Origin of the sequence: Meiothermus taiwanensis WR-220, assembly GCF_003568585.1 — a bacterium.
Lineage (GTDB): Bacteria > Deinococcota > Deinococci > Deinococcales > Thermaceae > Meiothermus > Meiothermus taiwanensis.
This window is the reverse complement of sequence record NZ_CP021131.1, coordinates 135395-155516: the sequence shown is the minus strand read 5'-3', so window position 1 is coordinate 155516 and position 20122 is coordinate 135395. Positions and strand designations below refer to the sequence as shown.

The window sequence follows — 20122 nt, the reverse complement described above, 5'->3', positions numbered from 1 at the left end:
CCACGCTAGTAATACCTTCGTGTGCTACCAGAAGCCTACCCTTCCACCCCCGCCATCCTGAGCAAAAGACGGCTGCGGATAAGGTTGTGCACCAGCAGAATCAGGTTCACCCGCGCCAAGAATCCTCCAAACGACCGGGCCTCGATGCGATGAAGCCCCAGCGAACGCACCATCACACTGAAGCGCGTCTCGATCCAGTTCCGCACCTCACCCATCCACTCCTTCCACCCCGTCTCCACCTTCCTTCCTCCCCGCAGACGATAGGGGGGCGTCTGCACCCCCGGTACCCAACGAAACCCCCGGTCTCCTAACAAAGCGGGCAGGTCTTCTAGAAGGTCGGCTCCCCAGGTCTCCCGCGTATTGCCGGGCAGGACGCTCCAGCGGAAAAAAAGCCCCCGCTCGTTCATCACCCCCAGAAGGACATACCCGGCAAAAGCCCCCAGGGGGCCCACCCCCACCGCGCTATCGGGCAGGCCGCGGTCGTGGATGCGATGGCCATGGGCTAGAGGAATGTGCTTGAGATCCACCACCTGGAGAAGCCCCTGACCCTGGGCGAGGTGGAGGGCCAGATGAGCCAGGAGGGTCTGGGCGTTTTTGAGCACGCGGTAGAAGCGGGAGAGGTGGGGGAGGGAGGGGAAGAAGGGGCGCAGGGTGGTCTTGGCGGTGAGGTAGCCTTTGGCCAGATCCTGTCCTGCCAGGATGATGAAGATGGCCAGGGTGATGAGCTCTGCGAGGGTAGCTTTCTGACCCTTCTGGGGTCTGGGGAGGCGGGTACCCTGGGCTTGCAGGGCTTTGAGTTCGTCATCTACCCAGATGTATGCTGGCTTTTATCATAAGAGCCTATGAATCCCACACAGATACCCAGCCCCTTGCCATACCTGGCGGAGATACCCGATCCGAGGGAATACCTGAAGACCGAGCATGAATGGGAAAACCTGATGTTGATCAGTCTGATGGCCCTGGGCAGCGGTCGGACAAATATCCTGGCCATCGCCTACTGGATCAGGGATCAGGAGAAGTACCTGCTGAACACCCTGAAGCTACGCAACCGCTTCGGGCAACGCAAACTGCCCGCCCAGGCCACGATGTATCGCTTCTTCTGGTTCCTGGATGGGCAGTTGGCAGCCTTGCAGGAGGCCATGCTGGCCTGGGCCCAGGATGTGCTGCGGGCGCTGGGCCGGGAAGAGCCGCTGGCCATAGCCACCGATGGCAAACATCTGCGAGGTACCCGGCGGGGCCGCAAGGGTGAGGCGGCTTTGGTCTTCCTCTCCACCTTGGTGCAGGGATTGGGGCTGAGCCTGGGTAGCACGGCGGTTACGACCAGCGAGGCCAAGGCAGCCGAGGGTTGGTTGGTGCGGATGAGCGACCTGGGGGTGGACTGGCTGATTACGGGGGATGCTGGGGTGATGAGCCCGACCCTGGCCCAGCAGGTGGTGGCGCAAAAGGGGGCTACCTCTTCACGGTCAAGAGTAACCAGAAAGACCTGCAGCAGCTGATAGCCTGGGCCCTGGACACATACCCACCCCACCCGGCGTTGTGGATCTGGACACTGAGCATCGCCCCCATGCCTCCCAGCGTCAGTGGCTTTGCCGGTTCCACCTACGCTCTTCGCATGCACCGCCAGGTCATCCACAAAGACAGCGGCCAGGTCAGCGAGGAGACCGACCATGCCATCACCTCGCTGGTCCGCACCCCTCAGGACTTCTATGCCCTTTGGCGCGGGCACTGGCAGGTAGAGAACCGCCTGCACCACCCCCGCGATACCGTCTTTGGTGAAGACGCTTCCCGCAGCCGCAAGGGGGCCGCTGGGTTGATGTATTTCCGTGATGTGCTCATCAACCTTTTACATCTCCACAACCTATCCCCACTGCGCTCCATTCGCTACTTCTCTGCCAACCCCAACGAACTCTACCAGTTGTTGTGCCCTTCGTGATAAAAGCCTAGAGTCTAGGCTTGACAAAGGAAAGAAGAAAGGGGGAGTTGTATGTTGTGCAAACCCCAACTCCCCTCTTCCAGATTATCACCCCTTGGGTCCACGCGGCCTTCGCTCCCCTCAGAAAAACCGTCCGCTCCAACCTCGCCCGCCAAACATCCCTCCCCACCCAGGCTCAAAGCAGACTCAACCGGCTCTGGTGTTTCCCCAAAGACCATCCCCTCCCCACCCTCGTAGACTGGACAGACGGGGAAAACCAAAAACACCAAGCCCTGGTCGCTGCCCTGCCCCTCCATGGCAGAACCCTGCAGCTCGCCTTCGAACTCCACCCCTCAAGCCCCTGGCCCAGCCAGAATCGCGTTGAAGAGGCTTTCTTCTACCGCCTGGGCCGCAAGGTTCAGGCCCTGGGCTACACCCCCCTCTTCGTCCTGGATCGCGGCTTTGACCGGGTGCCCCTGATGCGCCGGCTCAAGACCTGGGGAATGGGCTTCCTTATCCGCTTGCGCGGGCATCGCAGAATACAAACCCAAGCGGGGGAGGGTTTTTGCTTGCAGGAGCGGTATCCACAGGTGATCCGTCCTCAGCGGGAGGGGGTGGAGGTGGAGCTTTTGCTGGCGCAGGGGCCTCCTCACTGTCGTGAGCAGGCGGTGGAGGAGCTTAGGAAACTGCTTCAGGAGCTGGAAGGGGAAAAGTGATGAGAGGTCAGGTCTCAAATGTATTGACCGATTACGCTTTTGAAGAGCAGACCAGCGTTGTAGTCGTACTCGAATAGCTCGGCGTAGCGCCCCCAGTCGATGGCTGTGGCCAGCACCTTTTCGGCATCCTCGGTGGACATGTAGTCTTCCAGCTCGCGCAGGAAGCGCTCCTCGGAGGCCCGTCCATTGGGGCGGGTGTGCAGCACCCGGTGGATGTGTCTGACCAGAGGAACCTGCTGGAGCAGGCGCTCTGCGAAGATGCACTTGCGCCCCTCCAGGCTGGCCTTTACGAAGCGCTGGCCTTCGGCGGTGAGCTGGATATCGCCGGCCTGCAGCACGGCCAGGCCCAACAACTCGGCAGCATCCAGTAGGGGAAAGAGGTCGTCTACTTCCAGGTGCATCTCCTCGGCCAGGCGGGGCAGGTCTTCCTTGCCGTATTCGGGGCCTTCGGCCACCCGCTCTAAGAGTCCGGTGAGGGCCCCCACTGTGGCCTGGGGTAGGCGGTGACCCAGTGTGAGGGGCTCGAGCGTGACCTGCTCAGGGGCCGGGCGGGTGGTCAGGATGCGGTAGATCTCCTCTACCAGCCCCTGGAAGGCAGGGTCCTCGCGTTGCCGCGGATACCCTAGGGTAATCGCTATCTCAGCCCGGATGCGGCCGGGGTTGCTTGAGAGTACCAGGATGCGGTCGGCCAGCAGCACCGCCTCCTCGATGTTGTGGGTAACCAGCAGGATGCCCTTTAGGGTGAGGCGTCCACTTTGCCAGAGGTTCAAAAGCTCGAGGCGCAGGGTCTCGGCGGTGAGCACATCCAGGGCGCTCATGGGCTCGTCCATAAAGAGCACCTCAGGCTCCGTGACCAGGGCCCGGGCAAAGCCCACCCGCTGGCGCATGCCACCGGACAGCTCCTTGGGGAAGGCTTTCTCAAAGCCGTCCAGCCCCACCAGATCAATGGCCTCCAGGGCTTTTTGGCGGCGCCGGGGGGCGGGGATGCCCATTGCCTCCAGGCCTAGCTCCACGTTTTGCTGCACAGTGAGCCAGGGGAAGAGGGCGAAACTTTGAAAGACCATGGCCATGCCCGGCATGGGCCCCTGCACCGGCTGGCCCCGGTAGCGCACCTCACCCGCCGAGGGCCGCAACAGCCCGCTCAGGCAGCGCAAGAGGGTGCTCTTGCCCGAGCCGCTGCGGCCCAGCAGGGCCACGATCTCGCCCTCTTGGAGCTCGAGGTAGATGCCCTCGAGCACGGTGAAGGGCTTGCCCTCGGGGGCAGTGAAGGTTTTGGTTAGATTTCTGGCCTCTAGCAAGGTTTTGTGGTTGGTTTGCATGAACACCTCCAGGATTAGTCCAGCCGGTAGCGTTCCTCGGCCAACTGGTAGAGCCGCCGCCAGATCAGCCGGTTGTAGGTCAGCACCAGCAGGCCCATTACCAGCATCCCCAGCCCCACGTGGGGGTTGAACTCGCCGGTGCTCCAGCGGGCGATGTAAGCCCCTAGGCCGGTGGCGACCAGGGTGGTATCGCCCCACTTCACCACCTCGGCCACGATACTGGCGTTCCAGCTACCGCCGGTCGCGGTAATGCCCCCGGTCACGAAAGCGGGGAAAATAGCTGGCAGGATCAGCCGTCGCCAGCGGTTCCAACCCCGCAGGCCGTAGATGCGGGCGGCCTCTTTGAGGTCGTTGGGGATGGCCGCGCTGCCCGCGATGGCGTTGAACAGGATGTACCACTGCCCTCCCAGCACCATCAGGGGCGAAACCCAGATCTCAGGGTTGAGCCGGAAATGCACGATGGTTACCACAAAAAGGGGGAAGAGCAGGTTGGCTGGGAAAGCCGCGCCAAACTGCGCCAGGGGCTGCACCCATTGGGTGAGGCGGGGCCGCAGGCCCACGTAGACCCCGATGGGCAGCCAGATCAGTGTGACCAGGAGCACGAAGAAGGTTACCCGCAGGGCTGTGAAAAAGCCCAGCTTGAGCACCTCGAGCACTTCCGGCCAGGCGACCTTGCCCGCCGGGGCCAGCGGTGCCTGGCAGGCCGCCGCCAGGTTGGCCGGGGCCCAAACCCCAGGCGTGTCCAGAAGGGCCTTAAGGCTGCTGCTCAGTGCCTGTCCGCCCCTGCTGGCAGCGCATAACTGGGAGAGCCAGACGCTCCCGTCAGTACCGGGGGCGATGTCCAGGGCTGCGAAGCGCTGGGCGATCTCGGGCGATAGCTGTGTGTTGAGGTTGGGGTTGGGCTGTAGCATCTGCCCGCCCTTGAAGCCTAGGCCGGAGCCCAGCAAGTAACCCAGGAACCCGCTCATCAGCGCCAGCGAGCCCAGGACAATGAGCAGGTTGAACCCCAGGTCGGCCACGCGGGAACGCAACCGTAGCCTTGGGGCCGGCTCGAGGGCCACCCCAGGACGGTGGCCGCGGGCGCTTCTGAACCACAGCCACTCCCAGAGGGGTTGAGGTAGCCGGGCAATGTGCTGGGAGAGGCGGGCCCGCTGCAAAAGGGTCAGCATCCAGGACTGTGCGGTGTCGCTGGACTCGGACTGCTCGAACTTGAACTTTTCGGCCCAGGCCACCACCGGGCGGAAGAGGAGCTGGTCGTAGAGTAACACCAATAAGAACAGTGTGAGCCCGGCCCAGAGCATGGCCTGGACATCGGCCTGCTGGATGGCCAGGGCGATGTAGGCCCCTACCCCTGGCAGGTACTGATCATGGTCGCGCCCCACCACCCTGATCACCTCCGAGGCCACCACAAAAAACCAGCCCCCCGAGACTGACATCATGGCGTTCCAGACCAGGTTGGGTAGGCCGAAGGGCACTTCCAGCTTCCAGAAGCGCTGCCAGGAGGAAAGCCGGAGCAAGGCCGCAGCCTCTTGCAGCTCCCTGGGCACTGTGCGCAGCGAGGCATAAAAGCTGAAGGTCATGTTCCAGACCTGGGAGCTGAAGATGGCGAAGATGCTGGCAGCCTCGAGGCCGAACAGGTTTCCCCGGAACAGCCCCAAAAAGATGGCGGTGGTGGCGGTAAGGAAGCCCAGAATGGGCAGCGACTGCAAAAAGTCCAGAATGGGGATGAGCACCCGCTCAGTGCGTGGTATCTTGGCAGCAATGGTGGCGTAGATCAGGGTAAAGGTCAGCGAGAGCAGGAGGGCGGCCAGCATCCGCAGCAGGGTGCGCAGGCCGTAGTAGGGCAGGTAGACCGGATTCAGGCTCACCGTGAGATCAGGGGTGTTGGGGCCATAGGGTGCGGTGGCCCCCCGCAGGGCCAGGGTGAGCAGGAGCAGGAGCAGCAAGATCCCCGGAATCACCACTAGATCCCAGCGTGAGAAGGGAGCGCGGGGCCGCAAGACCTCAGGGGAGGAGAAGACCCGCTTCATGGGTGCCCTCCTTGGCTCTGGTGTTTTAGTAGGGCCAACACGGCCTCCTCGGCACCCGGTCCATTGGTGGCGATGATGGGGACGTGATGGAAGCGTACCCGGCGTTCGCGGGCCTCCTGCAAAGCCCTTACCTGGCTGAAGCGGCCAAGTAGCAGGTGAGCGCCCTCGATCACGGGTGACCGGCCCTCACGGGCCACCCGGCTGACTACGGCCTGCACTTCCCTTTCCAGCAGGCAGGCCTGGGCTTGTAGCCCCTGGAAGACCTTAGCGGTTCTGAGCCCATTTTGCAGGAGCAGTCGCCAGGCAGTGTAGGCGTGCGCGTGTAGCTCTGGGTAAAACTTCGCGGGATACTTGGTGCACAGGGCTTCGCGTAGGTGTTCGGTGGTCTCGAGATGGGCGCCGGGCCGTTTGGCTAGTTGCCCGGCAAGCGCGGATTTCCCCACCCCGCCCACCATCAGGCAAAACGGTGGGATTGGGAAGGAGGTACCAAGGGGATAGGTCAGAAGGCGCCGCTTCAGGATGCTGAGCATGAAAAAACCTCCTTGGGTTCGGCGTTATCCCCAAGGAGGTTGGCCGGGCGGGCCTATAACAGGGGCACGGCACCCCCATGGGGGCTTGGCTTGGGACTGTAACTATCAGCGTCTTCCATCTGGGGTGCTTCGGCTCCTTTCTTTATGGGTTTTGGACGTTAAGTCTTGGGCGATTATGCGGGGTGCTGGGCCATCTACCAAGGGCTGTTGTTATAGCGGATAGGAGTTACGCAGTTGCCTCTCACCCCTCTACTCGGCTACCCTTTTCTGCAAAGCAAACAGGCCAAGAGGAGTTAGCTGCTATGAACCCCCCAAAGTGCACCGACCTGGACTATATCCACTTCCTCATCGCCGCCCAGAGGGTCTTCACCTGTACCGAGGCCGCCCGCTGCCAACCCGAGGAACCCAGCGCTCCCGCCCACGACGCCTTCACCCGCCTGCTCCAGCGACAGCCTCCCGACACGGAGGCGCTGTGGCAGGAGGCCAGGGCCGTGGTGGAGCCCACCCGGGGGCTTCTGATCCTGGACGACACCACCCTGGATAAACCCTACGCCCAGCGGATGGAGCTGGTGACCTACCACTGGAGCGGCAAGCACCAGCGGGTGGTCAAGGGGATCGCCCTCATGACCCTGCTGTGGACGGAGGGCCAGGCCCTCATCCCTCGGGTGCACGGAGCCTGCTCCGTCCCGAAGGGGATCGTCCCCTGCGACTTCAGGATTTATGACAAGCCCTGGGAAGGGAAGACCAAGAACGAGCACTTTATGGAGATGCTGCGGGTAGCCAAGGGACGGGGGTTTGCTCCAGCGTACGTGCTAATGGATAGCTGGTACGCTTCGCTGGAGAACCTGAAGGAGATTGCTCGCCTGGGCTGGCGCTTCCTCACGCGGCTGAAGGGGAACCGGCAGGTGAACCCGGATAGGGAGGGGCTTCAGCCGGTGAGCGAGGTGGAGATACCGCTGGGGGGGCGGGTGGTGCACCTGAGGGGTTTTGGTCTGGTCAGGGTGTTCCGGACGGTTTCGAAAGACGGGGACGCGGAGCACTGGGCGACCAACGACCTGGGGATGACTGAAGGTCGGCGGGGGGAGTTGGAGCGGGCAGGCTGGGGTATCGAGGTCTACCACCGGGGGCTCAAGGGGTGTTGCGGGGTGGAGCGGGCCCAGGTGAGAAAGAGGGCCTCTATCCTGGGCCACCTTCTTCTGTCCCTACGTGCTTTTCTGAGGCTGGAGGTGTACCGCTTGCGAACGGGGGTGAGTTGGTATGAGTCCAAAGCAAGTATTATCCGCGAGGCGATACGAAGTTACCTGGCCAATCCCATACACATCCTTCACCCAACTGCGTAAGTCCTAGCGGATTCAAAAATCGTTATCCAAAACAAAGACCTCCAGGGGGATATCTTTTGGTATCCTATGAGCACGCCCTTCGGTCAGGTTGGTTTGTCGCTGTCCGGTACCAAACTAATCGAATCTGGTATTGTTCGGTATAGGGTTTTGCTAGGTGTGCTACTGCCTGGTCACGAACCAGTGCTGGGCTTGCTTGTGGCGATCGTGTTCTGATCCAGCTCTGACACTGAAGGAACAGCCTCGAGCGAGGCGGTTCTCATCGGTCGTTGATTTTCAGTGCTTGAAGGCTATCTTTCCAGCTTTGCCTTCTGCGGGTTTTGCTGTGCGCTCAGGTCAAGAGGCTTTGGCACTTCCTCGTGAATGGCGCTGGCCCCTTTCTTGAACTCCCTAATCGCCTCTCCCAAGCCCCGGGCCAGCTCAGGTAGTTTGCGCGGGCCGAAGAGCAGCAGGGCCACCAGCAGGATAACTGCTATCTCGGGAAATCCGAGGTTCACGCGTTCCCTCCTTGCCTACCATGGAAGGCGTAGCGGCAGGTCGGTCTAGTTGAACAGCACGTAGGGAGCGATCTTCTTCCAGAGCGAGGGGCCGATGCCCTTGACCTTGCTCTGGAGGTCGTGGGCATTCTTGTAGGGCCGGTGCTTGATGATCTCCTGGGCCAGCTTGGGCCCGACGCCGGGCAGGGTCTCAAGCTGCGCCAGGGTGGCGGTGTTGATGTGCACAGGGGCGATCTTTGCGGCCACCGTGGTCTTGCTAGCCGCCGTCGTGTTTGCCGAGGAAGCAAAGGCCATCAGCGAGCCGCCCATCACAGTGAGTGCAGCCAAGAGCAAACCCAGGGACTTTTTCAGATGCATAATCCTCTCCTTCTGTGACCCAGGCACGGCAGTGGTAAAAGGTAGGTCACGGTCGATACTGTGAAGCCAGGGCGTGAAGGCAGAATGAATTGCCCGTGCTGAAACCTAGCGGTTGCGGCTGGACTTGACGTGGCGCATCTTGTGTACAGTGGGCTCCTGGAAGGGCACCACCGAGATGGTGCCGTCAATCTCCAGTACAGCCGAGGCCACCTGTTCGGTTCGGCTGACCCCGTGCTCGCGTAAAGCCGTCTCGAGCTCCTCGAGCTGAACCCCCTCGCGCTGCAGGGCCTCGCGGAGTATCTGGCCGTTCTGGATAAGAAGGGTGGGGCGGCCCTCGAGGTGCTGGCGCAGGGGGCTGCTTGCTATCGCACGGTTGAGCAGAAGCAAAAGGGCTGCGGCCAGCAGGCCGCCGGTAAGACTGTTGTCGGGGCCGATCATGGCGTTCTGCACCGCGTTGGACAGCAGCAGCAGGGTGAGCAGGTCGAAGGGGGTCATCTGGCCCAGGGTACGTTTGCCGGCCAGCCGCAACAACAGTAGCAACCCCACATAGACCGCTGTCACCCGCAAGGCAGTGAACAGCAGCGTCACGCCATCGCCCAGGGCTTGCATCAGTGCTTCGTTCATGTCAGCTCCTTAAATGCCTTCGGAAAAGGACTTGACGTCTAGTAGCAAATAAGGGACGGGGGTAAACATGCAAAGCTACCCGTCCCTGCAGAAGATTGTAACAACCGCCCTGCTGCTGTCCCGGCGCAAGAAAGCCCCGCTACAGCGATGAGCTCGTCATCGCCCTGGCCGTCTACCAGCACCTCGGGCGCTTCTGCTAGGCCCAGGCGATGCTGGAATGGCTGCGTACCTATGGGCATCCGGGCCGGCCTGCTCAACTCCACCCTCTACCTGCGCATGGTGCGCATGGATTTCAAGCGGATCACTTCGGTCGGGTTAATTCGCCGCCTTCCGGTGCCGAACTAACCGAACCTGGTATTAAGCTGATGGAGACAGCCCCATCTACCGCAGGCGCGGCAAGGAGACCTTCATGAGCGCGATTCGTACCGAAAAACTCAGCAAGTATTACGGCAAGCGGCGAGGGGTGGTGGAGCTTGACCTCGAGGTGAAACCCGCCGAGGTCTTCGGCTTCCTCGGCCCCAACGGCGCAGGCAAGACCACCACTATACGCCTGCTGCTCGACCTGATCCGGCCCAGCAGCGGCCAGGCCTGGGTGCTGGGCCAGCCGGTGCGGGACAACCCGGCCCTGCGCCGACGCGTTGGCTACCTGCCCGGCGAGCTCAACCTCTATGACGGCCTGACGGGCTGGGAGCTGTTCCGCTACTTCGGCCGGCTGCGGGGCAAGCTGGACACGACCTACCTGAATCAGCTCATCGAGCGCTTCAACCTCGACCCCACCCACAAGCTGCGCACCCTCTCCAAGGGCGGCAAGCAGAAGATCGGTCTGGTGCAGGCCTTCATGCACCGCCCCGAGCTGCTGATCCTCGATGAGCCCACCTCGGGCCTCGATCCGCTCTTGCAGGCTGAGTTCCAGAAGCTGGTGCAGGAGGTGCGGCACGAGGGAGCCACGGTCTTTCTCTCCTCACACGTGATGGGGGAGGTACAGGCGCTGTGCGACCGGGTGGGCATCATCCGCGAGGGGAGGCTGGTGGCGGTGAGCGCCATTCACGAGCTGGCCGAGCGCTCGCTGCGCCGGGTGCGCATCCGCTTCGCCGAAGCCATCAACCCCAAGGAGTGGGCCCAGGTGCCCGGCCTCAAGAACCTGCGGGCGGAGGGCGACTGGCTCGAGGCCACCGTGCAGGGCAGCCTGGATCCCCTGATCAAGGCTGCTGCCCAGCACCAGGTGCGCGACTTCATCTCGCAAGAACCCAGCCTCGAGGAGATCTTCCTCGCCTACTACGACGGACGCAGCGCTGCCTGAGGCGCTTAAAGGAGCCAGATATGCACATCCTCACGCAAAACCTTCGCATGGGCCGGGGTAACCTGCTGGGCTTCGGCATTGGCTTGGCCGCGCTCTCGCTGATCTCGGTGCTGTTCCTGCCCTCGATCCAGGAGAACGGTCAGGAGTTGCAAGGCCTGATCAAATCGATGCCCAAGGGCATGCTGGCCGCTTTCGGGATCAGCGAGGGGGTAAGCCTCTTCACCCCCGAAGGCTTCTTGCAAGGGCGGCTCTTCGCGCTGATGGTGCCGCTGCTGCTGATCATCCAGGGCGTGGGCATCGGCTCGGCGACCATCGCCGGGGAGGAGGAGCGAGGGCAGCTCGAGATGGTCGCCGCCCACCCGGTGAGCCGCACCCGGCTGTTTTTGGAGAAGCTTGGCGTGCTGGTGGTAGCGCTGCTGTTCTCGAGCCTGCTCCTTTTCCTAAGCGTATGGCTCGGCTTACAAGCGGTGGGCGTCAGCCTACCCCTCAGCCACCAGTTCGCCGCGGTCAGCGGTAGCTTCTTGCTGGGCCTGCTCTTCGGCAGCCTGGCCCTGGCGCTGGGTGCCTGGAATGGCCGGCGGGCTGTCGCCCTCGGCCTAGCCTCCCTGACCGCCGTAGTAACCTATCTATGGAACGCCCTCGCCCCCCTCAACAAGGACTTAGCCGGCAGCCAGAAGTTCTCCCCCTTCTACCTTGCGACCGGATACGAGCCCCTGCGCAACGGCTTCGACTGGGATTACACCACCATCCTCCTAGGCATCACCCTGCTGGTGCTGGCACTGGGCTTCTTGCGCTTCCGTCAGCGGGATATCGGGGTGTAGAGAGGCTTGTGGCGCGCGGTAGATGGCGTTGACACTCCCGCAGCTAAAGCGCGTGGGATGCTTGGTTTGTTGCCGCCTGCCAATGGGCCCTGGTATCAGACGGGAAGACCCCAGCTTGTACAAGGAGACCATGGCCCTGCGGGCCCTCCGGCAGGGAACGAGCAGGGGGAGGCCGCCCGGCTTCTGCAGAACCTGCTCCAGCTGGAGAAACGAAAGTCGGGGTTGTCCCACGACGTCGTGGGACAACGGGAGGCCGTTGAGGACGTGTTTCGTACCGCCGCCCGCATGGACTGGCGGAGTTTTGTGCAGCACCGTCTGCCCCTCCTGCGGCTGCCGGATGAGCTCCGGGCGGCCCTGGAGGAGGGCAGCATCCCTTACAGCGCGGCCCTCGAGCTCAAGAAGGTGAAGGATGAAAAAGCCCGCAAGGCCCTGAGCGCTTCAGGGGAGCGCGTGCGCCTTACATGGCCCTAAGCCCAAGCATACTGCCTGGATTGAAGCCGCCAAAGCTCGGCGTACTCCCCGTTCCGCGCGAGCAATTCCTCGTGGGTGCCGTCCTCGATGATGCGGCCGTCCTTGAGGACCAGGATGCGGTCGGCCATCAGCACGCTTCCCCGGAAGTGGTAGGCGGTGGCCTAGGCCGTACAGGTTTTTCTTCGAGCAAAGCCCATCGCCAACGGCCAGTCCCGCTGGCCTTGAATCCACTGTGCAATTGCCAGGATGTGGGTACGCCCCCGGGGTCATCAGCACCAGCATGAACCACATTCGTCGGTCGTAGGTGGTGTTGTGGGCCGCGGATCCGGCAAGGAATGGGGCTAGGTATGGGTCTGTTCAGCTACATGCCGTATAAGAGCCCGGCCGGGGCCGCGATCCCTTCCCACCTAGGCCGCCACCGGGTAGCATAGCCGCGTGTGGTTACACCTGCGCGAGCACACCCTTGACCTCTCAAGGCCCCGGCTGATGGGGGTGCTTAACCTCACCCCCGACTCCTTCTCCGACGGGGGCCGCTACACCACACCCCAGGCCGCCCTCGAGCACGCCCGCCGGATGGTGGCCGAAGGGGCTGACCTGATAGACGTGGGCGGGGAGTCCACCCGCCCCGGCGCTGAGCCGGTGAGCGTTGAGGAAGAGAAGCGCCGGGTGCTGCCGGTGCTCGAGGCCCTCCTGTCCCTGGGGGTTCCCATCAGCGTCGATACCCGCAAGCCGGAGGTGGCCGCCGAGGCCCTGGCCCTGGGCGCCCACCTGCTCAACGACGTGACCGGGCTGCGCGATGAGCGCATGATGGCCCTGGCGGCCCGCTATGGGATTCCGGCGGTGATCATGCACATGCCCGTGCCCGACCCCGCCACCATGCAGCAGCACGCGCACTATACCGACGTGGTGGGCGAGGTGAGAGCCTTCCTGCAGGCCCAGGCGCACAAAGCCCTGCGGGCAGGGGTGCCCCAGGTGGTGCTCGACCCCGGCATCGGCTTCGGCAAGACGCTGGAGCATAACCTCGAACTCATCCGCCGCCTGGACGAGCTGGCCGCGCTGGGCCACCCGGTGCTGCTGGGGGCCAGCCGCAAGCGCTTTCTCGGGGCCCTGACGGGCGTCGAGGTGGCCGCGGAGCGGGTGGCGGGGAGCGTGGCGGCCCACCTCTTCGGGGTGAGCCGGGGGGCCCGACTGCTGCGCGTCCACGACGTGAAGGCCCACCGCGAGGCGTTGACGGTGTGGGAGGCCCTGCATGGGTAGGATCGTCCTCGCCGGGATCGAGCTCTACGCCCACCACGGCCTGCACGCCGAGGAGGAGCGGCTGGGGGCACGCTTTGTGGTGGACGTGGAGATGGAGGTGGCCTTCGAGGGCAGGCCCGATGCCATCGGCTCCACCGTGGATTACAGCGCGGTGTTCCGCTTTGTGCAGAAGCTGGCCACCGAGCAGCGCTTCTACCTCATCGAGGCCCTGGCCGACCACCTGGCCGAGGCCATCCTCGAGCGCTTCGAGGAGATCCGCACCCTGGTGGTGCGGGTGCACAAGCCCCACGCCCCCCTGCCCGGCGTGGTGCGCGACGTATTCGTGGAGACGCGGAGGACGCGATGACCTACCCCGAGGCCCTGGAGTACACCACCTCGCTGCTCAAGTTTGGCATCCGACTCGGCCTGGAGCGCTTCCGCGAACTGCTACGCCGTGTGGGCGACCCCCAGACCACCTTCCGCGCGGTGCACGTGGCCGGCACCAACGGCAAGGGCTCGACCACTACCTTCATCGCCTCGGCGCTGCGCGAGGCGGGCTACCGCACCGGCCACTACCTCTCCCCCCACCTCTTCGACTTCCGCGAGCGCATCCAGGTGGACGGCACCCCGATCCCGCCCGAGGCCTTCGCCCGCCAGGTGGAGCGCCTGAGGCCCGTGGCCGAGGAACTATCCCGCGACGAGCACTACGGCCCGACCACCGAGTTCGAGCTGATCACCGCGGCCGCCTTCGGGCACTTCGCCGAGGAAGGGGTGGAGGTGGCGGTGCTCGAGGTGGGCCTGGGCGGGCGGCTCGACGCCACCAACGTCATCCCCCCGCCCCTGGCGGCCGTCATCACCAGCATCGGGCTCGACCACCAGGAGGTGCTGGGCCACAGCCTGCGCCAGATCGCGCTGGAGAAGGCCGGCATCCTCAAGCAGGGCGTCCCGGTGGTGACGGGCGTGACGCAGGAGGAGGCGCTCGAGGCCATCCGCCAGGTGGCCTGCGAGCGCGGGTGCCCGCTCTACCGGGTGGGCCCGGCCGATGGCTACGCCTACTACACCTCCGATGCCCGTGGGCTGTCGGTCTGGCTGCCCGAGAGGCCCCTCATCGGCCTGCAACCCGCCCTGCGGGGCAGCTTCCAGCAGGCCAACGCCGCCGTGGCCGCCGCAACCCTCAACCTTCTGAGGAGCCGGGGGCTCGAGATCCCCCAGGAGGCCCTGCGGCGCGGCCTGGAGCGGGCCCACCTGCCGGGCCGCTTCCAGGTTCTAAAGCTAAAAGACCCGCCCCGCACCCTGGTGCTCGACGTGGCCCACAACCAGGACGGCGCCCGCGCCCTGGCCGAGGCCCTCGGCCACGACTTCCCTGGCCGCAAGGCCCTCTTCGTGGTGGGCATGAAGTCCAACCACGACCCCGCGGAGTTCCTGCCGCCCCTGCGCGGGCAGGTCGAACGCCTGTGGGTGAGCCAGCCCCGCACCAGCCCCCGCCCCGTAGCGGAGCTGCTCGAGGCCGCCCACCGCCTTCACCTGCCCGTCGAGCCCGCCCCCAGCATCCCCGAGGCCCTGGAACGGGCCCTGGAGCAGGCCGACCCCGGCCAGCCCGTGGTTCTCACCGGCTCGTTTCTCACCGTGGGGGAGCTACCGGAGCCTTATCGCCGCCTGGCTACAGCCGCAGACCGGTAAGGCGCACCCCCCGGGTTCCCAGCCCCGCTAGCAGCGCGCTCACGCTCTGCCCAAGGCCCGGTACCACCCAGCCGGGGGCGATATCGGCCAGGGGGGCCAGAACGAAAGGGCGCAGGTGCAGGCGAGGATGGGGGATTATGAGGCCCGGCTGCTCGAGGCGCAGGTCGTCGCACAGCAGCAGGTCAAGGTCGAGGGTACGCGGGCCGTTGGGCTCGAGGCGCACCCGTCCTTGCCATCGCTCGATCTCGAGCAGGAGCTCCAGCAGGTGCTGGGGCTTTAGGGGACTGTAGAACACCACCGCTGCGTTGAGGTAGGGGGATTGTTCCTGCGGGCCGCCCACAGGGTCGGTGTCGTAAACGCGGCTCTTGCGTAGCCCCTGGGCTTCTGCCTCACGCTCGAGCCGGATCACCCCCTGCCGCAAGTGTTCGAGGCGGTCACCCAGGTTAGAGCCCAGGGCCACGGCATAGCGGCGCACCCCCACATCCTAGCACGGCGCTTGAGGCCATGACCGGCATGGGCTCGACACCGGGCAGTAGACCGAGGCCTCACCTGTTCAGAAGCGCCTCGAGAGCCTCCAGATGCCGCAAGACCTCTTTTCGGCGCTCGGGCGGCAGGGCCTTGAGCCGGGGAAAGAGGGCTTTGAAGCGTTTGTGCAGATCCTGTTCCGGCTGTTGCGATTTCTCACTCAGCGCGCGCACCCGCCGGCGGAGTTCCTGCACGGCCAGGCCGGCCTTGGCTTCTTCGAGGAGGGTCTTCCGGGCTTTTTCATCCTTCACCTTCTTGAGCTCGAGGGCCGCGCTGTAAGGGATGCTGCCCTCCTCCAGGGCCGCCCGGAGCTCATCCGGCAGCCGCAGGAGGGGCAGACGGTGCTGCACAAAACTCCGCCAGTCCATGCGGGCGGCGGTACGAAACACGTCCTCAACGGCCTCCCGTTGTCCCACGACGTCGTGGGACAACCCCGACTTTCGTTTCTCCAGCTGGAGCAGGTTCTGCAGAAGCCGGGCGGCCTCCTCCCTGCTCGTTCCCTGCCGGAGGGCCAGCAGATCTAAAAGGGCCACAGTCTCCTCGTAGGGGTTGAGGTCTTCCCTTTTAAGGTTCTCGACCAGGGCCAGCGCCCGGGCTTCCTCCTGGGAAACCTCCAGCACCACCGCGGGCACCTCGGAGAGGCCTGCCGCCATAGCCGCCCGGTAGCGCCGCTCCCCCGCAACGATCTCGTAGCGCCCCTCCCCCAGCGGGCGAACCAGGAGGGGCTGCAGAAGACCCTTTTCCCTGACGGACTGGGCGAGATCCTCAATGCCCTCGAGGCGCTTTCTGGGCTGGTGGGGGTTCGGGCGCAGGGCCGAGAGGGGCAGGCGAGCACCGGACTTCAGACGCTTATCGAGCTGGTCGGCCTTTGCTTCGATATGGGCCAGAAGCTCGCTGAGCTGGCTCATGCCACCACCTCCTGCGCAACCCGCAGCAGGGCATCGGTGATGTCTCGAATCTCCCTGACCGCTTCCTGCGCTCCTTCCACCATGTGAATCGGCATCCGCTCGGCAGCGCTGCGACGAAAGGGGCCGGGGCGCTCGTGGAGGGGCGGGGCCACCGAGAACCGCCGGGCCAGGCGCTCCACACCCTCCAGCGCCTCCTGGGCCGTGCGGGAGCGGGGGTCGTAGCGGGTCGGCACCAGCAGGCGGATAAAGTTGGCCATACCCGCAGCGGTGGCGTATAACTCCGAAACCTCCATCACCCCATTGAGCCCCTGCAAGCCCTTGGCCGTGGTCTCCACCGGCACGATGAAGCCCTCACCGGCCAGACCCGCCAGGAACGAAAGGGGGCCCAGGGAAGGCGGGGAGTCCACCAGAATGAAGTCGTAGGTCGTGCGAATGGCGTGGAGCTTGCGTCGAAGCAGCAATTCCCCAGCTGGTATGGACTTTAGCTTGACATCCAGCACCGCAATGCGCAGGCTGCTTGGAATCAGGTGCATACCGTAGGCCTCCCTAGGCTCGGGCAGCACGCCGTTGGCGAGGGAGAGCAGGGTGTCCTTCTCCTCCACTGCATCCACCCCCAACCACTGGGTCAGGTTGGCCTGTGGATCCACGTCCACCAGCAGCACCCGGTGCCCCCTCGAGGCCAGCTCAAAGCCCAGATCCCGGGCCAGCGTGGTCTTCCCCACCCCGCCCGCGTGGTTGAAAAGGGTGAAGATGCGCCCCTGGCCGCTACCGTCCTCGGTCTCCTCCACCACGTACCAGTAACGCCCCAGTTTGCGCGCGGGAATCTCTTTGTCTTCCGCCATCTTGCGCGCAGTGGATCCGGGGATGCCCCGCTGCTCGGCCCAGAGGGGCAAAGGTATCAGTTTTTCCTTCATGCCCTTATGGTAAAGGGAGCCGCTTTTTGAGTCAAGCGTTCGGGCAATACTTTAGCGCCAACGCCAAGAACCTGGGTAACCCGCTGATGCTAGACGCCCAGCATTTGCATAAGTTCTTCGATAAAACGCGCCATCCGGCGTTCGATCTGGGCCTTTATGGCCGCCTTGGTGACCTCGAGCGGATCCAGCGTGCCAGCCACAAAAGCGTCCATCAGCGCGCCGTAGTAAGCAGTAGGAAAACCTTTACCCAGAATGAAACTCAACATCTTCAGGGCTTTCTCGGCCCGCCCTCGTGCATCCAGGCCTTCCCAGTCTGCAAATTCCGCCGGCTGTTCCGGCTCCTCCGATCGATGAACTGCCCCGGCCTTCCTCGCTCCCGCCGCTGAGCGCTTTGAAGGATGGACATGCGAGACAAAACCAGCGGGATCGGCGTACTTACCCTCGTCATCCCGGATTACATCGACCAGGAACCCCGCCCGGTTGCGCGGGGTGTACCCCGCCTGCAGAATGGCCTCAAAACGGTTCAGTCTCTCGTTTATGCGATCCAGCCCGTAGATGTTGATCAGGTCGTAGGCCACGGATCGCGCCACACCGTAACGGGCCAGCAGCGCCACAGCCTCGAGGGCCTCCTCCGAGAGGCTCGTATCTTTAGCAAAAACATAGATAATCTCCTGCTTGGCCCCCCTCCCCTCGTAGCGCACCTCGCTGAGATAGCCCCGCTCAACCAGCTCCACGTGGGCCCCCTCGAGCGTGCGCCGAACCTTGGCCGGGGTTTGATCCACGATCTTGCAGGCTTTGGCCCACTCCACGATGTTGACGCGGAATTGCATCACCTCTCCCCCATCCGGCAAAACCCGCTGGGCGTCGAGCAACCGGTACAGGGCGCGGGTCAGGGGGCGCTCGAGGCTGGTAAGCAGTTGCAGATCGAGCGGTTTCAGATATTTATCCCGGATTGAATCCACAATTTCGCGCGCCAGGCGGATCTTCAGAACACTCTGCCCTGAGAGGCCCAGCCGGTCATCCTCGCTGGTGTACTCCAGGCGATCGATGTAGCGGAACTTGACCGTGGTCCAGCGCTTACCGCTGCGCCAGGCCTCACTGGCGGTAAAGGTGGCGGTGGCCAGGCGCTCGAGGCTCTCCTTCAAGGCCTGGTAGTAGTGCCCGCTGGTATCCCAGCCAATGGCCGTCAAGATGCGGTACGCTGTGGTCACAATGGTGCCGTCCTCAGGGCAGCCTGCATCCTGGTACAGTGCAATTAAGGCCAAGCTCACGTCGTTATCCAGTCCATGTGGGACACCGCCGTGCTCAGCCACTGCTACACAGGAAAGCCGGGCGGGCCGGCCGTCCAGGTTAAAGTCGACAATCCAGCTGGTAAAGCTAGGCGGTATCCGTTCCTGAATGCTGATGAGGCCGAGCCGTGCCACATTGGCCTCGTCAAAATGCACTATCTCGCTATTGTTATCTGTCTTTTTTTGCTTCATTCCTGCTTGAGATTATACTGACACCTACCACGCTCGTTGTTGCTGCCTGGGTATGATGTTGAATTAAAAAAATTAAGAAAGAAAGAAGGAATTAATTGATGATCATCATCATGCCCCCGGCCCTCAGCGGCTCCAGGACGCGTTTTTTTGAAGAAACTGACCAAGTATTCCGATAATTTTTGCCCCCAACTGACCAAGTATTCCGATAGTCCGAGGCATGAATTGACCAAGTATTCCGATACCTGCCAGCGTGAATTGACCAAGTATTCCGATACTTGAAGCGGCCCAATTGACCAAGTATTCCGATACCCCCGACCTGGGAATTGACCAAGTATTCCGATAGTCCGAGGCATGAATTGACCAAGTATTCCGATAGTTAATCCATGGCAGTAGGCGGTTGGCGAGGTCGTCTAAAAAACCCTCATCAGGACGTAATTAGATACACTTTTTGACCAAGTATTCCGATACTTGAAGCGGCCCAATTGACCAAGTATTCCGATACCCCCGACCTGGGAATTGACCAAGTATTCCGATAGTGCAATTACCGCTGCTGGAGGCTGCGGCTTTATTTGGCAGTTGTAGCCTGCAAGTGGGGAGGGAAAGCCTATCCTGTTTTCTGAAAATTGGTCGTATGAATCGCTACTTGACTCTGGACGACCTGGCCCTCCTCTCGGCGGCCCTGGCAGATCCCCGGGTTTCCTCACCGGCCTCGGTAGTGCCACACAGGTAATGGCTCGGTTTCTGTGGTGAATGGGATAAACGCATAAACTATCCATTACTTCTGAAGCACTGCCCCGGCCTCTAGGGCCGGGTTGTGCTGGACGAAGTGCTCACATAGACATGTGAGGCTGTCTGAGCGCATCACCTTCAACCCACTGGTCATGGGCGGGCGGCCCTGCATTCGTGGAACGCGCATCACCGTGGGCACCATCCTCAACCAGCTCCGTTCCCAGACCCCGGCAGAAATCCTGCGCGACTACCCCGAGCTCGAGCCAGAGGATATTGACGCCGCGCTGGAGTACGCGGTCTTTCTGGCCGAGGAGCGCGAGGTTGCGGTTTGAAGATTCTACTGGACATGAACCTCACCCCTCGCTGGGTGGGGTTTTTGCGTGAACGGGGCCACCAGGCCGTGCGATGGTCGGAGGTGGGACTGGCCAGCGCAAACGACCTCGAGGTGTTGCGCTTCGCTGCCACCCAGGGGTACTTGCTCCTAACCCACGACCTCGACTTTGGCGACCTGCTGGCGTATACCCAAGCGTGGTGATTCTGCGGGGAGTGGACTTGCGGCCTGAGGCTAGCGGAGAGCGCCTGCTGCAAGTGCTGGTGGCCGCGGCAGAGGTGCTCGAGGCTGGGGCCATCGTAGTGGTGGACTCCCGCCGGGTTCGTGTGCGCCCGTTGCCTTTAGGATAGCGAGGGTAGGGCACGGCTCACCTCGGGACATGCACGTACACGCCCACCGCCACA

Annotated in this window: 23 protein-coding genes and 2 pseudogenes; 13 read left to right on the top strand and 12 right to left on the bottom strand. The window is 63.4% G+C overall.

Annotated elements, in window-relative coordinates; genetic code table 11:
- Nucleotides 1–35: 35 nt before the first annotated feature.
- Nucleotides 36–818, bottom strand: a pseudogene (locus MTAI_RS15760) (transposase family protein); the annotation flags it as partial.
- A 24-nt stretch (nucleotides 819–842) separates the two neighbouring features.
- Between MTAI_RS15760 and MTAI_RS15470 the strand changes: the two are divergent.
- From MTAI_RS15470 to MTAI_RS14500, 3 genes and pseudogenes are all read left to right on the top strand, one after another.
- Nucleotides 843–1496 (top strand): transposase family protein, encoded by a 654-nt coding sequence (locus MTAI_RS15470; protein ID WP_245453147.1) that lies wholly within the window; start codon nucleotides 843–845, stop codon nucleotides 1494–1496.
- 116 nt (nucleotides 1497–1612) lie between these two features.
- Nucleotides 1613–1933, top strand: coding sequence for a hypothetical protein (locus MTAI_RS15465; RefSeq protein ID WP_119361873.1), 321 nt, complete (start codon nucleotides 1613–1615; stop codon nucleotides 1931–1933).
- A 56-nt stretch (nucleotides 1934–1989) separates the two neighbouring features.
- Nucleotides 1990–2559, top strand: a pseudogene (locus MTAI_RS14500) (IS4-like element ISTth2 family transposase); the annotation flags it as partial.
- A gap of 83 nt (nucleotides 2560–2642) precedes the next feature.
- Here MTAI_RS14500 and MTAI_RS14495 read toward each other — a convergent pair.
- The 3 genes from MTAI_RS14495 to MTAI_RS14485 are packed head-to-tail and all read right to left on the bottom strand — an operon-like array spanning nucleotide 2643 to nucleotide 6507.
- Nucleotides 2643–3947 carry an ABC transporter ATP-binding protein gene (locus MTAI_RS14495; protein ID WP_027888952.1) on the bottom strand — a complete coding sequence of 435 codons (1305 nt, stop codon included), beginning with the start codon at nucleotides 3945–3947 and terminating at the stop codon, nucleotides 2643–2645.
- 14 nt (nucleotides 3948–3961) lie between these two features.
- Nucleotides 3962–5977 (bottom strand): ABC transporter permease, encoded by a 2016-nt coding sequence (locus MTAI_RS14490; RefSeq protein ID WP_027888951.1) that lies wholly within the window; start codon nucleotides 5975–5977, stop codon nucleotides 3962–3964.
- The gene (locus MTAI_RS14485; protein ID WP_027888950.1) at nucleotides 5974–6507 is read right to left on the bottom strand and encodes a 2-phosphoglycerate kinase; all 534 of its coding nucleotides are present in this window, start codon (nucleotides 6505–6507) and stop codon (nucleotides 5974–5976) included. Before MTAI_RS14485 ends, MTAI_RS14490 begins: the two co-directional genes overlap by 4 nt.
- Before the next feature lie 302 nt (nucleotides 6508–6809).
- On the opposite strand from MTAI_RS14485, the gene MTAI_RS14480 reads away from it, so the two are divergent.
- Entirely contained in the window at nucleotides 6810–7847 is a 1038-nt protein-coding gene (locus MTAI_RS14480; RefSeq protein ID WP_187388626.1) for an IS701 family transposase, read from the top strand.
- Nucleotides 7848–8134: 287 nt separating this feature from the next.
- Here the strand turns inward: MTAI_RS14480 and MTAI_RS14475 are convergent, their stop codons facing one another.
- The 3 genes from MTAI_RS14475 to MTAI_RS14465 all read right to left on the bottom strand — a co-directional run bounded on the left by MTAI_RS14475 (nucleotide 8135) and on the right by MTAI_RS14465 (nucleotide 9322).
- The gene (locus MTAI_RS14475; protein WP_043983583.1) at nucleotides 8135–8341 is read right to left on the bottom strand and encodes a Sec-independent protein translocase subunit TatA/TatB; all 207 of its coding nucleotides are present in this window, start codon (nucleotides 8339–8341) and stop codon (nucleotides 8135–8137) included.
- A gap of 45 nt (nucleotides 8342–8386) precedes the next feature.
- Nucleotides 8387–8698, bottom strand: coding sequence for a ComEA family DNA-binding protein (locus MTAI_RS14470; protein ID WP_187388625.1), 312 nt, complete (start codon nucleotides 8696–8698; stop codon nucleotides 8387–8389).
- A gap of 105 nt (nucleotides 8699–8803) precedes the next feature.
- A complete protein-coding gene (locus MTAI_RS14465; protein ID WP_027888898.1) occupies nucleotides 8804–9322 on the bottom strand; it encodes a DUF421 domain-containing protein in 519 nt (172 codons plus the stop codon).
- A gap of 409 nt (nucleotides 9323–9731) precedes the next feature.
- Here MTAI_RS14465 and MTAI_RS14460 point away from each other — a divergent pair, with 409 nt between their 5' ends.
- The 3 genes from MTAI_RS14460 to MTAI_RS15460 all read left to right on the top strand — a co-directional run bounded on the left by MTAI_RS14460 (nucleotide 9732) and on the right by MTAI_RS15460 (nucleotide 11914).
- Nucleotides 9732–10622 carry an ABC transporter ATP-binding protein gene (locus MTAI_RS14460; RefSeq protein WP_027888899.1) on the top strand — a complete coding sequence of 297 codons (891 nt, stop codon included), beginning with the start codon at nucleotides 9732–9734 and terminating at the stop codon, nucleotides 10620–10622.
- Between the two features lie 20 nt (nucleotides 10623–10642).
- On the top strand, nucleotides 10643–11443 hold the full coding sequence (locus tag MTAI_RS14455) for an ABC transporter permease subunit (protein ID WP_043983316.1): 801 nt from the start codon (nucleotides 10643–10645) through the stop codon (nucleotides 11441–11443).
- A gap of 222 nt (nucleotides 11444–11665) precedes the next feature.
- Nucleotides 11666–11914 (top strand): hypothetical protein, encoded by a 249-nt coding sequence (locus MTAI_RS15460; RefSeq protein ID WP_245392004.1) that lies wholly within the window; start codon nucleotides 11666–11668, stop codon nucleotides 11912–11914.
- On the opposite strand, the gene MTAI_RS15110 is transcribed toward MTAI_RS15460, so the two are convergent.
- Nucleotides 11911–12042 carry a hypothetical protein gene (locus MTAI_RS15110; protein ID WP_342585817.1) on the bottom strand — a complete coding sequence of 44 codons (132 nt, stop codon included), beginning with the start codon at nucleotides 12040–12042 and terminating at the stop codon, nucleotides 11911–11913. The two genes, MTAI_RS15460 and MTAI_RS15110, sit on opposite strands and share 4 nt — an antisense overlap.
- Nucleotides 12043–12400: 358 nt before the next feature.
- Here MTAI_RS15110 and folP point away from each other — a divergent pair, with 358 nt between their 5' ends.
- From folP to MTAI_RS14435, 3 genes are read left to right on the top strand one after another with little or no spacing between them, the layout of a single operon-like run.
- Nucleotides 12401–13171: a dihydropteroate synthase gene (gene folP, locus MTAI_RS14445; RefSeq protein ID WP_043983318.1), complete on the top strand. Its 771-nt coding sequence runs from the start codon at nucleotides 12401–12403 to the stop codon at nucleotides 13169–13171.
- The gene (gene folB, locus MTAI_RS14440; protein WP_027888903.1) at nucleotides 13164–13517 is read left to right on the top strand and encodes a dihydroneopterin aldolase; all 354 of its coding nucleotides are present in this window, start codon (nucleotides 13164–13166) and stop codon (nucleotides 13515–13517) included. Before folP ends, folB begins: the two co-directional genes overlap by 8 nt.
- A complete protein-coding gene (locus MTAI_RS14435; protein WP_027888904.1) occupies nucleotides 13514–14830 on the top strand; it encodes a bifunctional folylpolyglutamate synthase/dihydrofolate synthase in 1317 nt (438 codons plus the stop codon). The genes folB and MTAI_RS14435 overlap by 4 nt, the downstream gene beginning before the upstream one ends.
- Here the strand turns inward: MTAI_RS14435 and folK are convergent.
- The 4 genes from folK to MTAI_RS14415 all read right to left on the bottom strand — a co-directional run bounded on the left by folK (nucleotide 14811) and on the right by MTAI_RS14415 (nucleotide 18601).
- A complete protein-coding gene (folK, locus tag MTAI_RS14430) occupies nucleotides 14811–15305 on the bottom strand; it encodes a 2-amino-4-hydroxy-6-hydroxymethyldihydropteridine diphosphokinase (RefSeq protein WP_027888905.1) in 495 nt (164 codons plus the stop codon). The two genes, MTAI_RS14435 and folK, sit on opposite strands and share 20 nt — an antisense overlap.
- Nucleotides 15306–15375: 70 nt before the next feature.
- Nucleotides 15376–16263, bottom strand: a complete 888-nt coding sequence (locus MTAI_RS14425) for a ParB/RepB/Spo0J family partition protein (protein WP_027888906.1) — start codon at nucleotides 16261–16263, stop codon at nucleotides 15376–15378.
- Nucleotides 16260–17177, bottom strand: coding sequence for a ParA family protein (locus MTAI_RS14420; RefSeq protein ID WP_027888907.1), 918 nt, complete (start codon nucleotides 17175–17177; stop codon nucleotides 16260–16262). The genes MTAI_RS14425 and MTAI_RS14420 overlap by 4 nt, the downstream gene beginning before the upstream one ends.
- Nucleotides 17178–17266: 89 nt before the next feature.
- Entirely contained in the window at nucleotides 17267–18601 is a 1335-nt protein-coding gene (locus MTAI_RS14415; protein WP_241768774.1) for a replication initiator protein A, read from the bottom strand.
- An 899-nt stretch (nucleotides 18602–19500) separates the two neighbouring features.
- Between MTAI_RS14415 and MTAI_RS14410 the strand changes: the two genes are divergently transcribed.
- Genes MTAI_RS14410 through MTAI_RS15450 form a run of 3 tightly spaced genes read left to right on the top strand, consistent with a single transcriptional unit; the run spans nucleotide 19501 to nucleotide 20068 of the window.
- Nucleotides 19501–19719: a DUF433 domain-containing protein gene (locus tag MTAI_RS14410; protein WP_027888909.1), complete on the top strand. Its 219-nt coding sequence runs from the start codon at nucleotides 19501–19503 to the stop codon at nucleotides 19717–19719.
- Nucleotides 19716–19922, top strand: a complete 207-nt coding sequence (locus MTAI_RS15455; protein ID WP_223299626.1) for a DUF5615 family PIN-like protein — start codon at nucleotides 19716–19718, stop codon at nucleotides 19920–19922. Before MTAI_RS14410 ends, MTAI_RS15455 begins: the two co-directional genes overlap by 4 nt.
- On the top strand, nucleotides 19919–20068 hold the full coding sequence (locus MTAI_RS15450) for a hypothetical protein (RefSeq protein ID WP_241768786.1): 150 nt from the start codon (nucleotides 19919–19921) through the stop codon (nucleotides 20066–20068). Before MTAI_RS15455 ends, MTAI_RS15450 begins: the two co-directional genes overlap by 4 nt.
- Nucleotides 20069–20122: the final 54 nt, after the last annotated feature.